The sequence below is a fragment of the uncultured Pontibacter sp. genome, assembly GCF_947502515.1.
In the GTDB taxonomy this organism is placed as follows: Bacteria; Bacteroidota; Bacteroidia; order Cytophagales; family Hymenobacteraceae; genus Pontibacter.
Map to the genome: position 1 here is coordinate 315712 of NZ_CANNAI010000005.1, position 15483 is coordinate 331194.

The window sequence follows — 15483 nt, forward strand, 5'->3', positions numbered from 1 at the left end:
CAGGTATAAAGATAATTTTTTAAGGTATAAATTGCTATTATTCTTCGTGCAGGGCGATGGCAGGGTGGATGGCTGCTGCCTGTCGGCTAGGGTAGAGGGCACAACCAACCACCAATATATAGATAACAACCACGCTTATACCTAAAGCTAAGAAGTAAACCACTGACTCGACCTCAAACACCTGCAGCAACGGAAACTGCACGGCAAAGGCCACACCCAACAACAGACCGAAAGTGGCCAGCACCAGTACCTCGCCGATAAACTGCCGGTATACCTGGTTGGCGGAAGCGCCCAGCGCCCTGCGAAGCCCGATCTCACCATTGCGTCGGCTGATGTTATACCACAGCACTCCAAACAGGCCCAACGCTACATTAAGGATCAGAAAGCCGCAGACAAGCCCTAGGGCGATCATGGGCACCATGGTGAGTTTCGATTTGTTCTGGCGCATTTTCTCCAGGGTAGCCACCTCCAATGTCCAGTCTTTGCCGATACCTGAAACCTCACGCACCATTTTCTCCTCGAAAGCAATCCCGGTACCAGGCTTTACCCGAATCAGGAGTTCACCCCAAAAAGACTTGTCACTTTGCTGGAGGTTGATCCGAGTGAAAAAGGCTGGTCGCTCGGCTGAATACTCGCTGTAGCCTCGGAAGTGGTCCACGACCCCCACCACCTGGTAGTTCACCGAGTCGTTTTGGGGGATTAGCTTGCCAAGGGGATCTTCTTCTCCAAAAAGCTGCCTTTGCATTTCGCGGTTAATTACGATGGGCTGGTGGTGGGCGGCATTGTCCTCCGGGCCAAACCAGCGACCCTGGCTAGGCTGTACCTGCAGCACATCGGCATAGTCGTCGTCTACCTGGTAGTGGTCTGCCTGCGTGCTTCGCTTGTTGTCATACGACAGGTTATCCGTCATCTGGCTGAAGGCAAAGGGGGCATTACTGTTTGTGAGGGCGGCATACTCGACCTCTGGGTATGCGCGCACCTGCTGCACCGCCTGTACTAGGTTCTGGTGGTTGAGGGCAGCGGAGTCGGCACTAGGGCGCATGGTGAGCAACCATACGTTGTCATACTCAAATCCCAAGGGCTTAGTATAGTTGCGTACATTGTACACGATCAGACTGACCACCCCGAAGAGCACCAGGAAGCAAAAGAAGATCTCGGTCATGAGCAGGAAATTGCTCTTTTTGCGGTTCCAGATCAGTTTAAATAAATGGCGTATCATTTTGTACCTCCTTTCAGCGCCTCTACGGCATTTAAGCGTGACATTTTATAGGCCGGATACACTCCGGAAATTAGCCCGAAAACCAGGCAGAGCAACAGACCGAAGGCAAACACACGGATGTTGAGCCCCAGGTTTGCATAGACGATGACGCCGCTGTCGTTGATCAGCCAGAGCACTCCCGCTGACAGCGCAAAGCCCAGCAAGCCACCAAGCAGTGTCAGGAAAACGTTCTCGATGATAAACTGCCCAATAATGGTGGAAGAGGTGGCACCGAAGGCCTTGCGCACACCGATTTCCGATGAGCGCTCCATGATGCGACTAATGTTAATGTTGACCAGGTTGATGGTGGGCAGCAGCATGAACAGCAGTGCAAGACCTGCCATGATCACATACAGTATACCTAAACCGGAGTCCTTGCCGTTGCTCAGAAAGGTGCGGGCAATGCTTTCCAGAAACGTATCGGGGTGGGAGGAGAGCGTCGTGCCTTTTTCTGCTTGCTGGCGTTCTACCTCCTGCATGATGCCCGCATACTCCTCCTTTATTTTGGGAACGTCATCAGCTGACTTCGCCTTAATAGTGGCAAAGTAAGTACCCCGAAGGCCAGGCCTGTTAAACTCCTGACTCTTCATTGAAATCGGCACCCACACATCGGCGTAGGAGTGCAGGCGCAGCGCCGGTACGTCTTCTACCACGCCTACTACTTTGTACCGCACCTGGTCCACCACGATGTACTGTCCCACTGCCTTATCTGTGCCGAAGTACTGCTTGCGGGTGTTTTCGTTGATCACGGCCACACGGTTGGCGCCGCGCACATCCTGCTCACTAAAGCCGTTCCCTTCCAGGAAGTTGAAGTCCAGGATATCCCAGAACGCCCGGTCTGTGTACTTGATGTCCAAGGCAAGCTTACGGTTGTTGATGTAGCTGTTCACCTGAAAGAACATGGAGTTGATGGACACCATTTCAGGCGTTTTCATGATGCGCACATGCTGGTCGAGAAAGCGGTAGCTGGGAGGGCCACTGCTCGAGAAACCACCTTCACGTTGCTCACGCAGGATATTCACAAAGAGAAGCTTGTCTGTTTCGCGCTCCGGCATCTGCGGACCAAAGGTATGGTCGAAGAGAGAAGAGGCCACCATGAGCACCAGCAACGTAAAGCTGATACCGAAGAGGCTGATGAAGGTAAAGAACTTGCGCCGCAAGAGCACCTTCCAGGCTATTTTGATGTAATTCTTCAGCATGGCTATACCTTTTGATAGTCGTAGGCAGTGGTTTTAGCATCCGATACCTGCTGGCCATCGAAGAAGCGTACGAGGCGCTCGGTCTTATGGGCCATGTTCTCGTCGTGCGTCACCATCACGATGGTAGTGCCGTCTTCGCGGTTGAGCGTGAGCAGGATGTTCATGATTTCCTCGCCCATTACCGAGTCGAGGTTACCAGTGGGTTCGTCAGCTAAAATGATTTCCGGCTGACCGATCAGTGCACGGGCAATGGCTACCCGCTGGCGCTGTCCACCGGAAAGCTGCGTAGGGTAGTGCTTGGTGCGGGCGCTGAGGCCTACTTTTTCCAAAGCCGTGAGGGCGAGTCTTCTTGTTTCGGCTGCAGATGTACCACTGCGGTAGAGTAGCGGGAGCTCCACATTGTCGATCACGCTCAGGTCGTTGATCAGGTGATAACTCTGGAACACAAACCCGATCTTCTGATTGCGGATGTGCGCCAGCTCTTTGTCTCTGTACCTGCTGATGGGGTTGCCATCTATCTCCACAATGCCGTTAGTCGGCTCGTCGAGCAGGCCCATAATATTGAGTAGTGTGGATTTGCCGCAACCCGATGGACCCATCACTGACACAAATTCCCCTTTAGGTATGTGCAGGTTGACGTTGTGCAGCGCTACCGTTTCAATCGTCTTGGTCTGGTAGACTTTTTCGATGTTCTTTAACGTGATCATAGTTTTATACCTTGGTTCTAATATCTGTAAATTTTTTGATGCATATATGCTTGGTTTTTCTTGTCATTTCGACCCTTGGGAGAAATCTGGAATATTTTTGAAAGCATGCAGTAACCCAGATTTCTCGTTGCACTCGAACTGACAGGTAGTGTTTTGGTCTTTAATAGATCTATCATCTCAATGTTGTGTCTCTATTAAAATCACCTGTTGTTGTTCAAAGTCAAAGAGGGTGAGCTGTCGCAGGGTATAGTGGGCTGTCCAGAATGCACTGAGCGAGGTGATGTGGGCGCGTCGGGCCTGGTCTTTTTCGGCCAGGGCGATGTTGAGGTCGGTGATGCTGATGCGGCCGATCAGGAAAGTGTTGCGGGCGATCTCGTAACGTTCCTGTGCGATGGCGTCGGCTTCGGCAGTGGTGGCAATGCGGGCTTTCAGAGTATTGTACTGGTTCACCTGCGTGAGCACGGCCTGTTCGAAATTGGCGTCTTCCTGATCCACGGTGTACTGCACCAGCTGCTTGTTCAGCTCGGCCACTTTATAAATAGAGCGCTGCCGCCCCCAGTCCATGATCGGCATGCTGAAGCCGATGCGGGCCCGTTGCTGGTTCTCAGGGCGGGTATAGATGTCGGTGAAAGAGGCGCCGCGGTTCGTGAGGCCAAAGGTGGCAAACAGGCTGGCGTTAAAACCATTGTCGCCATGGGCTTTGGCCATCAGCGCCTCGGCCTCCAAAAGCCTTCTGCTGAAATTGATGCTTTCTTTGCGGTTTTTGCGGGCTTCGGCCAGGGCTACCTCCGCAAGCACGGTAGTGGCAGGTATACCTTCGGGCGTATGCAGTTCGAGTTGGTCTGTCTCTTTCATGCCGATGTAGGTTTTGAGGGCAAGTGCCGCAGTCTGCTGATCAAGGGCAGCCTGCGCCATGGCAAGCTCGGCGTTCAGCACGGCCAGACGCAGCTGTAGCAAGTCGTTTTTGGAAAAGCGGCCGAGCTTATACTTCTCCTGCGCGATCTGGTATAGCGTGTCGTTGCTCGACTGGTTCTGGCTGGCGATGCGCTGGTTTGTTTGGGCCAATAGCAGATCAAAGTACAGTCGGGTGGCATTCACGGCTATCTTTTCGCGCTCCTCCAGAAATTCTCTTTGTGACTCCTGGTAGCGGAGCGGCTCTATCTTTTTGGCCCAGGCTAGCTGGTTGTAGGCAAACAGCGGTTGCTCCAGACCGATAATGGCCGGATTGCCGTTGTAGCGGGTCTGCTGGCGGTCAAAGTCGTCGAAGCGCTGCATCAGCGACGTGACAAACACACGACCTCCGGTTGGACTCACCACCTGGCTCAGGCTTAGTCCAAGCTCAGAGTTATTTATCGACACCGGTTTGAAGTCAGTGGTACCGTCGGGTTGCGTTACGGGCATGATCGTGCGGCTGAAGTCGGGGAGGGTACCCGTCAGGCTTAGCTGCGGCTTGTAGTCAGACTTGAAGCTGCGCCATTGCCAGTAGCTGTTTTCGCGGCTGGTTTCGGCCTGCCGTGCCGCTGCCGACTGCTCCTGTGCTAGGGCGATTACCTCCTGCAGACGCAAGGTACGCGTCGCAGGCTGTGCTATACCTGGCAGACAGGGCAGCAGCGTCACAAACAGCAAACAAATTTTGTATAGGTCTTTCATCGTTTTATTTGCGTATCACAGGTTCGTATCACGACTTCTTCTTGGGAAGAGACAGAGGACTTTTCTTTTTCACATTTATTGTCTTTTGTCACAAAGTCTTTTGTCCAATTATCAATCTTACTTCACTTTCACTTTATCGAGGTGTTGATAATCGACCAGGTCGGATATCACGACTTCATCACCGGCTTGCACGCCGCTTTCCAGCTCTACATAGTCTATGTTGCTCACACCGATCCTTGCTTCTCTTCGGATCAGTTCGCCGTCGCGCAGCAGGTATACCTGGGGTTTATTGGCTGTTTTGAAGTAAGGGCCGTTCTTCACACGCAGCGTATTCGGTTTGGCGACAGTGTGCACGTATACATCCACGCGAAGGCTAGGGCGCAGCAGTTGGTGTGCTTTCTCTTCGAGGACCACAAAAAAGGTGACGATGCCGTTTTCGACAGTTGGTTTGATGGAGGCAATACTGCCCTTGAGGTTTGTGTCGTTGATGCGCACCAACACGCTGCTGCCGACGCTGATCTGACTGGCGAAGGCGTCTGAGATGGTGGCCTGCACCCGGTAGCTGCTCAGGTCAGCTAAACGGGCGATGATATCGCCGGCATTTACATTACTGCCGATCTCGTTTTTCACCCAGGTGATAACTCCCGGCTGTTTGGCGCGCACTTCGGCCTGTTCCATTTTGCGCTGCAGTTCCTCAATCGAGCGGCTCTGCATGGCCAGGGTATAGCGCAGCTCCTGCTGGTCAGCTTTCAGGAGTTGACGTTCTGTTACGATGTCGCGCTCAATCTGCTCGAGTTCCTGCTGCGCAATTCTGAGGTTGAGTTCGGCTTGTTTTACGCTTTCCTGTGTGCCGCCCCCGATCTTGAGGAGGTACTGCTCATCTTCGAGCTGCGCCTGCAGGCTCTTCACCCGCATCCGTTTTATTTCCAGCTGCGAGGCCAGCGCGTTCAGTTTCTTTTCGAGGTTAAGGTTGAGCTGCACGCTTTTGTGTCGACTCTGTTCCTGCTCGTCTTTCAGTTTGTCATAGGCTAACTGGGTATAGGCCCTGTCGAGGAGCAGGATCTGGTCGCCGGACTGTACCTGCTCGCCAGTAGAGTGCACGACCTGCTCAATTCGCGCCTGTATGGGACTGGTGATCACCTGCTCGTGCTCCGGCACCACTGTGCCAGAAGCAGTGATCGTAGCCACCACCGGCCCCTCTTCAACTTGCACCGTACTGATTTCTGTTCTAGCGATGCTCGGGGTGATCAGGCTTCTAAACCCAAAGATGGCTACTGCCACTAGGGCAACAGCTATACCTATTTGCCAAATGCGCTTCCGCTTCTGGGCTTGTCTGGTGCTGGCTGATAATTCACGATCCATAGTCTTATTTTGTGCTTTGCTCGTGAGGGTATAGCCAATTTGGATGCCAGGTTTATATATTATTGATAATCAGACATTTATACTGTAAATAATTGATTTTTAGCACTTTGTACCTGTTCAATAATGAACAGTTTGTGCGGTTTTGTGAGGGAGCTTTGAGTAAATATATTGTATATAGAACATAGCTTATTTTTATTAGCTTTAGGTATAGATTGGTTTTAATATGCCTATTGGGTAACCGGTAATCTTAAGGAATTATGAAAATAAACTATGTGCTATACCTGGTGGCACTGCTGCTGACTGCTTGTGGTGATAAGCCGGTACAGGAACTGCCTGCTACTGCAACTGCCGATACTACGCAGTCAGTCGAAGTAGCTATAGAGCTCACGGATGAAGAAATGGAAGACTGGAGGCAAAAATGTGAAGACTACTACGCTTCCCTGTATGTACACGATTCGGTGCGGGTAGCCTACCTCGACAGGTTATTAGCGGATAAGAAGAGCAGGCTCACTGCTAACAACCGCCAGTTTCTGATGCAGCTTAGACAGCAGTTCATTAACAGCAATCCTAAGCAGCCCCGCCTGACTATAGAGCAGGCGCTGTTTCCTGTATTCAGGATTCCGAACCAAAGAGCAGGTATTATCGGTCAGCCAATACCGGACATGGAGCGGCCAATGGAATATCATGATCTTTCAGCTGAAAAAGTATTGTTGAGCAGTCGGCCCGGTTACCAAAAAGGTTACTTTGACTCAACCAGGCTAGTGCATTTCCCGGAATTGCTCGATTCTTTATACCCTACCGGCAAACCACAGGTTTTCCTTTACACAACTAAGACAACCCGCAAATCACGTATACAGGACCTGGGCCATTATCAAAATGAGTGTTCTGAATATTATCACTATACCTTTGATGAGCAGGCATTAGAAAGCGGGGATGAAGTGCTTTTTGCCAGCCGTTTTCCGCTCGACCTGACTTATGAAAACAATCCTGCCTTTGATAGCTGGTACAGGTCTAAGCTGATGCCAGACTGTGCCGATTGCCCCAGCAGCCATGACAAAGCCGTCTCTTTCGCCAAACTGACCGGCACTGAGAATCTCTATTTTATATATGTGGATGCTTTTCCAAATAACAGGGAGTTGCATACGCCCTTACGCGCATTAGTAGCGAAAGGAGAGAATGGAGCGTGGCTAAAACTGTGGTACAGCGATATCGATAATTTCGGCTGCAGCTGTTTGTAGGCATGGTTTGTTAAAGAGTATTAACAAGACATTTTGCTATACCTAAATCTTGAACAGTAGTATCATTAAAGCACTTAGTTAAAATCATGAAGATACTTCTGACACTAGCACTATTATTCACAGCCACTGTAGCGAAAGCACAGAATGATAACTATCTGTCTGACTTAAGCGCTCTAAGGTTACTCTTGCAAAAAACACCTTCCTATAAAGCGCAGATTCAGGGTAGTGAACTTATATCTTACAACGAACTATATAAGTCCTTGGCGACTGACACAGCAGGTGACTTGAGTAATTACGAGCAATTTTTCAAGCTGTCACATCTTCTGTTTCTGATTCGGGACAACCATCTGGGCTTTTATCAGACTCCAGTGTTTAGCCATTTCAAGGACTCTGTCAGTATAAATAACTATATCGCCTCCGAGGAATTCCAGCTTTACCCAAAAGTTGAGCTTAATATAGATTCTTTAAAGAACGAGTTGATGCAGAAACACGCTGACTCCACCGAGGGAATCTATCACTATGGCAACTCATACATTGTGGGGCTTTTCCGGAGCAGCGAAAAGGAATATTTGGGAGTGGTAGTGGATTCTAATGTTAAGTTTTGGCAAAAGGGGCAAATCGCTGTTCGGCTCTACCAATCAGGACCGAGTGCATACAAAGCTGTTTATGGTCATCCAGTTCAAAAATACTTTACTTTTCAGAATAACGAAAAGCTCCGGAACCAAACATTACTAAACTCCCAGTTTTACGCTTACGGAGCTTACAATCAGTATAGCAAGCAGCAGTACCAAAAAGACTATGTAAACATCCCGATTAAGGCATCTAAATTTGAGCTGAAACGCGTAGCGGCTGATGTGCAATACCTAATGATTAGAAGTTTTCAGATAAACGAGGCTACCAGGCAGCAGTCACAGGCTTTTTATGAATCCATAAAGGACTCCCTAACGGCAGCCAATGTAATTCTGGACTTAAGAAACAACGAGGGTGGAGCTCCTAAAGAGATGCTGAAGTACTTTAAACTACTTAAAAGTTATTCAAAAAAAGGTAACATCTATGTGCTTTTAAACAACGAGACACTCAGCCAGGCAGAGATTTTTACGTTGAAGCTGATGAGACTGAAAAATACCACAACTGCAGGGCAAACTACGAAGGGTATGCTGAGTTATGGCAGTAATTACGGTAAAAGAGTAATATTGCCAAGTGGTCGATATACACTTTACATCACTGACACACAAAACAAAAGGCAGTTTCTGGCATACGAGGATTATGGGATCGAACCGGCTATCGAACTGGAACACGAGTCAGATTGGATTGGCCAAATTATAGAACGGATAAGGGAAAAAAATCCGATAGTACCTGAAGCCAGCCTCATGAAAAGAGACTAAGTAGTCGAACGATTCGATTAGTTCCTTGCCTGAGCTTACAACACACCTTCTGGCATTTCTCCCCGTAATAACTGAAATGAAAGCATTTCTGCTATACTTTCTCTTCAGTTTATACCTAAGTCAGGCCCTGGCGCAGAACCTGGTCAAGAACCCAAGTCTTGAGCAACTGAAAGGCGGTATCGTTGGTTTCAGGGGTGTGAGCGGCACACCTGATATCGCGTCTGTAGAAAGCAAGGTAATCATGTATCCGCCTTACTTCAACGCGTATCGCTCCGAAACACCTGGCAGACAGTTGACAAACATCGCATTTGGAGAGGTCTGCCTATGCCAGTGGTTTAGCTACGGCGCCAGCGAACTGACGCAGGCAGAACTGACACGCCCACTTCAGAAGAACAAAGAGTACCTGGTATCGCTTTATACAATCAAAGCCTCCACCATTGAGCCGCCCATCAGTGAGATCACCGTGCATTTCACCAACAGACCACAACGGTTTACCCGCCAGGTATACGGACTCAAAGAGCATCCGCTAACCGGGGCCAGCATACCTTACCTGTCGTTAAAAGCTACACCGCCGGGACCACTGGCATCGCGGCAGGTATGGACAAAAGTAAGTGCCATTTATAAAGCCAAAGGAGGGGAACGCTATCTGGTTATCGGTAACTTTATAGGAGCTAACGCAGCGGCTCTCGAGTCCATGAACCCTGATGAGGAGCAGGAAGAGAAAGGCAGCAAGATCAAAGGCACCTACTATTGCTACGACAATATCAGTGTGGTGCTGAAGTCGGAGGCAGCGCAGGAAGAAGCACAGCCAAGCTCTGCTGCAACCGCAAGCAGAAAAAGCCAGCCTTTACCTTTTGCCATTGGAGAGACGATCACGCTGGAAGACATCAACTTCACTTCCGGAGATCATCACATACTGTCCGTGGCCTACCCCATGCTCGACTCGCTGGCAGCTTTTATGAGAAATGAACAGGAGGCGGTGGTGCACATTACAGGACATACCGATGACGTAGGTTCAGAAGAGGACAACCTGGAGCTTTCGGTGCGCAGAACAGAAGCTGTTAGGGAATACCTGACGAACAGTGGTATAGCGGAGGACAGGATTTCGACAGAAGGTTTTGGTGAAAGTAAGCCAAAGGTAGCTAACGATACCGAGGAGAATAGGGCGCTGAACAGGAGGGTGGAAATTAAAATATCTCAAAAGTAAGGTGAGAGACGCAGGAGGGCCCATGTTGTGCAACTACGTTCAACGCCGGCAGTTTTATAGCCTCAGGCATAGTTGTCTTTCTCATGCAAACCAGCCAAACCCTGTGCGAAACTGCGTATTTCTCCGCATCTTTCCTTAATTTGCCTCTTTCACTAAGCCACATAAACTATGAGTCATAAAGAAAGACTGGCTGCCATACGCCAGCAAATGAAAGAGCAGGGACTGAGCGCCTATATCATTCCTTCGGCTGACCCGCACATCAGCGAGTACCTGCCTGATCGTTACAAATGCATTTACTTTGCCTCGGGCTTTACTGGTTCAGCAGGCACACTAGTGATCACACAAGACTTTGCTGGCCTCTGGACCGACGCCCGCTACTTTGTGCAGGCCAAAGACCAACTGGCAGGCAACGGCTTTGAGCTTGTGAAACTGCAGGCGCAGCATGCACCCGAGTACATCGGCTGGCTGGCTGACCGTCTGGAGGAGGGAGAAGTGGTGGCGTACGATGCCAAACTGATCTCGGTGGGACTGGCTGAGCTGCTGGAGCAGGAGTTGGCACCACTAGGTATAGAACTGGCCACGGACCGCGATTTGCTGGACGCCATTTGGGACGACCGTCCGGAATTGCCAACTGCCTCGGCCTACCTGATAGGAGAGGAGACAACCGGTCAGTCAACTACCGCAAAACTGGAAGCGCTGCGCAAAGCACTTAAAAAGCAAAGAGCCGACTACCACCTGATCTCTTCCTTGGACGATATGGCCTGGCTTTTTAACATGCGCGGCTCCGACGTGAAGTGCAACCCGGTGGTGCTGAGTTTTGCGCTGATCAGTCAGGACAATGCGATTCTGTTTATTGATCAGTCCAAACTGAGTGAGGCAGACAAAAAACAACTGATGGCCGATGGTGTGGAGCTGCAGCCATACGAGATGGTGGATCGCCTACTCGCCGAACTGCCAGCCAGCTCGTCCATCCTGATCGATCCAAAACGCAATTGCTATGCCCTGTACAAGCAACTACCGACTGAGGTGCGCGTGATCCAAACTACTAACCCTACTACCTTCTTAAAGGCCATCAAGAATGAAGTGGAGGTAGAGAACACCCGCAAAACGATGGTGAAAGACGGCGTGGCCCTGACGCGCTTCTTCAAATGGTTGGAGGAGCATCTGGGCAAAGAAACCATCACCGAGCTATCAGTTGCTGACAAGGTGCTGGAGTTTAGGGCAGAGCAGGAGGGTTTTGTAGGCGAGAGCTTCGATACCATTGCCGGTTACAAAGCGCACGGTGCTTTGCCGCATTATAAAGCCACACCCGAGAGTGATGTGGAGCTGAAGGCAGATGGCCTGTTCCTGCTCGACTCCGGCGGACAGTATACGACGGGTACTACCGATATTACCCGCGTAGTTTCACTGGGCAACCTGACCGAAGAAGAAAAGATTGACTATACCCTGGTGCTGAAAGGCATGATCGACGGCGCTACCGCCCGCTTCCCGAAAGGCACGCGCGGCTACCAGATTGACGCCATCACGCGCAAACCGCTCTGGGACCATGCCCGCAACTACGGCCACGGCACCGGCCACGGCGTAGGTTTCTTCCTGAACGTACACGAAGGTCCACACGTATTTAACCCTTCGCCAACTCCAGTGGATATTGAGCTGGGCATGATCACTTCGGTGGAGCCGGGGCTTTATCGTCCGAACCAGTACGGCATCCGCATTGAGAACCTTGTGCTGACTATACCTGACGAGGCCAATGACTTCGGTGAGTTCTATACCTTCGAGCACTTGACCTTAGCACTGATCGACACGGCGCCAGTGAAAAAAGAGCTGCTCGACGAGCGCCAGATCAAATGGCTGAACGACTACAACCAACTGGTGGTAGACAAGCTCGGACCGCAGCTGACAGAGGACGAGTTGAATTGGCTGAAGGAAAAGGCTAAGGCGATTTAATTTTTGATTGCTAATTGTTAGACCGGCTATACCTGTTGAGGGTATAGCCGGTTTTTTCTTTTAGAGCAGAGAGTAATCCCGACTTGTCTGGCTTACAAGTTACACTTTCCTGGAAAACGAAGTATATTTGAAAAAATCCTGTTATGAAACAAACCACCAGCACCATTTTGATGATCGAGCCGACAGGCTTTGCCTTTAACCCGGAGGCAGCCGAAACCAACAGCTTTCAACAAGAGCTGCAGGACTTCACACCTGATCAGGTGCAGGACATTGCCCTGCTTGAGTTTAAGAATGCGGTGGCTGAGTTGCGCAATCTGGGGGTAGAAGTCATCACAATGCGGGACCCTGAAAACGCAGGCACACCCGACTCTGTTTTTCCGAATAACTGGTTCTCTACCCATGCCGAGGGGCAACTGGTAACCTACCCCATGGCATCACCCAGCAGACGCAATGAGCGGCGCAAGGAGGTAATAGAACAGATAAAGCATGCTTGCCAATGTGGAGAGCATGTGACACTGGAGTTTTTTGAAGAGCAGGAAGCGCCTGTATACCTGGAAGGCACAGGCAGCCTGGTGCTGGACCGCGTGAACAAGATCGCTTATGCTGCGGTTTCACCTCGCACGAGTCTGGTGGCATTGCAGCACTTCTGCGACAAGCTCGGCTACGAAGCGGTTACCTTCGAAGCCTACGGCCCGGCAGGTGAACTGATCTACCATACCAATGTGATGATGTGTGTGGGCGATACCTATGCGGTGGTGGCGCTCGATGTGGTGGATGCACGGGACCGCAAAAAGCTGTACACTAGTTTAGTTGGAAGCGGCAAAGAGATTATCGAGATCAGCAAAGAGCAAACCTACCAGCATTTTGCTGGCAACATGCTCCAAATAGAAAACCAGCAGGGCGAGCGTATTCTGGTGATGTCGAAGGCAGCCTATCAGAGCCTGACGCCGAAGCAGTTGGAACGTATGCAAGCGCACAATGAGCACATACTATACCTGCCTATCCACATGATCGAGAAAGCCGGGGGCGGCAGCATCCGGTGCATGATCGCGGAGTTGTTTAAGAAGCGATGATTTAGAACATTAGGTATGCTTTCAGGCGCTCACCTTTGATTAGCAGAAGTGGGCCGGACCTGTTATACTTGGGTATGTTGCTGTTGAAGCTTTTCACGAAGACATGGCTCCATAATTTTTCTTTTACATCATGCCCCATCCCATTCCCCGTATACCTAGCTTTGCGGTTTCATTTTTATCGGAGCCTGCATGAGCAGTATCATTTTACTTTTTCTTTGTCTGATTGTGGGGGTGCTGCTGCGCCGGGTACCGGCTTTCCCGAGCACTTCTCCGGTGGTGCTCAACCAGTTTATTATTCATATCTCGCTTCCGGCGCTGGCCCTGTATGCTATACCTGAAGTGGAACTTGATAGTACGGTTTTGCTGCCTGTGGGCGTGGCCTGGATCTGTTTTGGGGCGGCTGCGGCCTTTTTCTATACCTTGGGCCGGATCTATGGCTGGTCCAAGAAGCTGATTGGTTGCCTGATTCTTACCGCCGGTCTCGGCAACACTTCTTTTGTAGGCTTCCCGATCATCGAGGCACTGTACGGCAAACAAGGTTTGCAGACAGCTATCCTTGTCGACCTGCCCGGCACCTTTGTGGTGGTCTCGACCCTAGGTATAGCCTTAGCTGCCTACTTCTCCAAGGGGCAGCCGGATTTTAAAGCGATCGGTCTTAAAATACTGACTTTCCCGCCTTTCCTCGTGTTCGTGATCGCCTTTGCCATGAACGTAGCGAACTTACATTTTTCGGATGATCTGAAGGATGTTTTCAATCGCCTTGGCAGCACGGTGACGCCGCTGGCGCTGGTAAGTGTGGGCATGCAATTACGGATTGAGCGTAAGAGCAAACACTGGCGCTTTCTGGCTTTGGGCCTTGCTTTTCAACTTATACTGGCACCACTGCTTATTTATGTGCTTTACGCATTGGTGCTGGGCATGCGCGGCCCGGTGGTGCAGGTGAGCATACTGGAAGCAGGTATGGCGCCCATGATCACGGCCTCTATCGTAGCTATTTCCTACGGCCTCAAACCCCGGTTGGCTTCTATGATGGTGGGCTTCGGAATTCCGCTTTCCTTTATCACGCTGGCCGTCTGGTACCTGCTGGTGCAGGGGCTGTAGGGACAAGCTTTAGCTATTCCTGAAGTTTTCTCGTTATTTTACAAGTATAAACACACGGCCGACAGGTATAGAGTACGGCCATTTCAGATTATGACACAACACACATCCGACGGCATCCGCTTAAACAAGTTCATAAGCGACGCAGGCATATGCTCCCGTCGCGAAGCAGATAAACTGATAGAGCAGGGGAGGATACTGGTGAATGGCAAGCCGCCCGAAGTCGGAGCCAGGATTAAAGGCAAAGACAAAATTCAGGTAGACGGCAAAACGCTGCAATGGAACCAGGTGGCACCCGTATACCTGGCACTCAATAAACCGGCAGGTATAGAGACGACCACTGACCTCTCGCAGCGCGACAACATCATCCGCTTTGTCAATTACCCGGAGCGCATCTTCCCGATCGGCCGCCTCGATAAAGACTCCGAAGGCCTGATCTTTCTGACCAACGACGGCGACATCGTAAATAAAATCCTGCGGGCTGGTAACAAGCACGAGAAAGAGTACATTGTGACGGTGGACAAGCCGATCAACGAGGATTTTGTTCAGAAGATGAGCAATGGCGTGTCGATACTTGGGGTGAACACGAAGAAGTGCTTTGTAGAGCAATTGGGTCCGAACAAGTTTCGCATTATCCTGACGCAAGGCATGAACCGCCAGATCCGCCGTATGACTGAGGCACTGGGCTACGAAGTGCAGACCCTGCAGCGTATTCGCATCATGAACATTACCCTGGCAAAGCTCCCGCTAGGCCAGTGGCGAGAGCTCACCGAAAGCGAGATTGACATGTTGCAAAGCATGGTGGCTGATTCCGTGATGACAGAAGAAGGCTCAGTGGGCAAGAAAAAGGCGGCTGCGAACCAAACGCAAACTTCACAGCCAGCTCGCAAAAAATCTTCTTCGGGCAGCAGACCGCCACGAAAAGAAGGCGGTGCAGGCAAGAAAAGTGGTTTTGGATCAAGCGACTCAAAAGGCGGAAGAGGCCAACGCGGCGCCTCTAAAGGGCCGGGGGCCAAGAAATCAGGAGGGAAAAGCAGTGCAGGCTCTAGAGGGGCCAGCAGAAACGCACCAGCAGCCAAGGGCGGCGGAAAAAAGAGACGTTAGGCTACTGGCAATATTGAAAAGCCGGTGCATTAGGTATAGGTGTAAGACCTGCCTGATGCACCGGCTTTTTCATTGAGTTGATTAATCCGATAGGAATTTGCTTCTACTAGCTTCAACAGGTATAAGCCATTAAAACCGCTATACCTGATTAATTCATTAAAGTAAATTTAAAGCCTACACAGCGTATTAAAAACTCAATCGATCAGAGGCAAGCTGTTTTTGAAATGCCCTAGCCCTTTTCTAAGATAATTTAAC

Annotated in this window: 12 protein-coding genes; 7 read left to right on the plus strand and 5 right to left on the minus strand. The window is 50.5% G+C overall.

Features of this window, described 5'->3' with window-relative positions; genetic code table 11:
* Positions 1–37: 37 nt before the first annotated feature.
* The 5 genes from Q1A54_RS14695 to Q1A54_RS14715 form a co-directional block, all read right to left on the minus strand.
* Positions 38–1219, minus strand: a complete 1182-nt coding sequence (locus Q1A54_RS14695) for an ABC transporter permease (protein WP_299989703.1) — start codon at positions 1217–1219, stop codon at positions 38–40.
* Complete coding sequence (locus tag Q1A54_RS14700) at positions 1216–2457, minus strand: ABC transporter permease (RefSeq protein ID WP_299989706.1); 1242 nt, start codon at positions 2455–2457, stop codon at positions 1216–1218. Before Q1A54_RS14700 ends, Q1A54_RS14695 begins: the two co-directional genes overlap by 4 nt.
* 2 nt (positions 2458–2459) lie before the next feature.
* Positions 2460–3164 carry an ABC transporter ATP-binding protein gene (locus Q1A54_RS14705; RefSeq protein ID WP_299989709.1) on the minus strand — a complete coding sequence of 235 codons (705 nt, stop codon included), beginning with the start codon at positions 3162–3164 and terminating at the stop codon, positions 2460–2462.
* Between the two features lie 177 nt (positions 3165–3341).
* On the minus strand, positions 3342–4814 hold the full coding sequence (locus Q1A54_RS14710; RefSeq protein ID WP_299989712.1) for a TolC family protein: 1473 nt from the start codon (positions 4812–4814) through the stop codon (positions 3342–3344).
* Between the two features lie 117 nt (positions 4815–4931).
* The gene (locus tag Q1A54_RS14715; protein ID WP_299989715.1) at positions 4932–6176 is read right to left on the minus strand and encodes an HlyD family efflux transporter periplasmic adaptor subunit; all 1245 of its coding nucleotides are present in this window, start codon (positions 6174–6176) and stop codon (positions 4932–4934) included.
* A gap of 257 nt (positions 6177–6433) precedes the next feature.
* On the opposite strand from Q1A54_RS14715, the gene Q1A54_RS14720 reads away from it, so the two are divergent.
* The 7 genes from Q1A54_RS14720 (at position 6434) to rluF (ending at position 15228) form a co-directional block, all read left to right on the plus strand.
* The gene (locus Q1A54_RS14720; protein WP_299989718.1) at positions 6434–7414 is read left to right on the plus strand and encodes a hypothetical protein; all 981 of its coding nucleotides are present in this window, start codon (positions 6434–6436) and stop codon (positions 7412–7414) included.
* An 86-nt stretch (positions 7415–7500) separates the two neighbouring features.
* The gene (locus Q1A54_RS14725; protein ID WP_299989721.1) at positions 7501–8799 is read left to right on the plus strand and encodes a S41 family peptidase; all 1299 of its coding nucleotides are present in this window, start codon (positions 7501–7503) and stop codon (positions 8797–8799) included.
* Between the two features lie 76 nt (positions 8800–8875).
* Positions 8876–10006 carry an OmpA family protein gene (locus Q1A54_RS14730; RefSeq protein ID WP_299989725.1) on the plus strand — a complete coding sequence of 377 codons (1131 nt, stop codon included), beginning with the start codon at positions 8876–8878 and terminating at the stop codon, positions 10004–10006.
* A 168-nt stretch (positions 10007–10174) separates the two neighbouring features.
* Positions 10175–11953, plus strand: coding sequence for an aminopeptidase P family protein (locus Q1A54_RS14735; RefSeq protein WP_299989728.1), 1779 nt, complete (start codon positions 10175–10177; stop codon positions 11951–11953).
* A 143-nt stretch (positions 11954–12096) separates the two neighbouring features.
* Positions 12097–13026 carry a citrulline utilization hydrolase CtlX gene (ctlX, locus tag Q1A54_RS14740; protein ID WP_299989730.1) on the plus strand — a complete coding sequence of 310 codons (930 nt, stop codon included), beginning with the start codon at positions 12097–12099 and terminating at the stop codon, positions 13024–13026.
* 189 nt (positions 13027–13215) lie between these two features.
* A complete protein-coding gene (locus Q1A54_RS14745) occupies positions 13216–14127 on the plus strand; it encodes an AEC family transporter (RefSeq protein WP_196120997.1) in 912 nt (303 codons plus the stop codon).
* A 90-nt stretch (positions 14128–14217) separates the two neighbouring features.
* Positions 14218–15228, plus strand: a complete 1011-nt coding sequence (gene rluF, locus Q1A54_RS14750) for a 23S rRNA pseudouridine(2604) synthase RluF (protein ID WP_299989735.1) — start codon at positions 14218–14220, stop codon at positions 15226–15228.
* Positions 15229–15483: the final 255 nt, after the last annotated feature.

Excerpts from the sequence above, each read along its gene's own strand:
- Q1A54_RS14695 (WP_299989703.1), bottom strand. The coding sequence starts at position 1,219 with ATGATACGCCATTTATTTAAACTGATCTGGAACCGCAAAAAGAGCAAT.
- Q1A54_RS14700 (WP_299989706.1), bottom strand. The coding sequence starts at position 2,457 with ATGCTGAAGAATTACATCAAAATAGCCTGGAAGGTGCTCTTGCGGCGC.
- Q1A54_RS14705 (WP_299989709.1), bottom strand. The coding sequence starts at position 3,164 with ATGATCACGTTAAAGAACATCGAAAAAGTCTACCAGACCAAGACGATT.
- Q1A54_RS14710 (WP_299989712.1), bottom strand. The coding sequence starts at position 4,814 with ATGAAAGACCTATACAAAATTTGTTTGCTGTTTGTGACGCTGCTGCCC.
- Q1A54_RS14715 (WP_299989715.1), bottom strand. The coding sequence starts at position 6,176 with ATGGATCGTGAATTATCAGCCAGCACCAGACAAGCCCAGAAGCGGAAG.
- Q1A54_RS14720 (WP_299989718.1), top strand. The coding sequence starts at position 6,434 with ATGAAAATAAACTATGTGCTATACCTGGTGGCACTGCTGCTGACTGCT.
- Q1A54_RS14725 (WP_299989721.1), top strand. The coding sequence starts at position 7,501 with ATGAAGATACTTCTGACACTAGCACTATTATTCACAGCCACTGTAGCG.
- Q1A54_RS14730 (WP_299989725.1), top strand. The coding sequence starts at position 8,876 with ATGAAAGCATTTCTGCTATACTTTCTCTTCAGTTTATACCTAAGTCAG.
- Q1A54_RS14735 (WP_299989728.1), top strand. The coding sequence starts at position 10,175 with ATGAGTCATAAAGAAAGACTGGCTGCCATACGCCAGCAAATGAAAGAG.
- ctlX (WP_299989730.1), top strand. The coding sequence starts at position 12,097 with ATGAAACAAACCACCAGCACCATTTTGATGATCGAGCCGACAGGCTTT.
- Q1A54_RS14745 (WP_196120997.1), top strand. The coding sequence starts at position 13,216 with ATGAGCAGTATCATTTTACTTTTTCTTTGTCTGATTGTGGGGGTGCTG.
- rluF (WP_299989735.1), top strand. The coding sequence starts at position 14,218 with ATGACACAACACACATCCGACGGCATCCGCTTAAACAAGTTCATAAGC.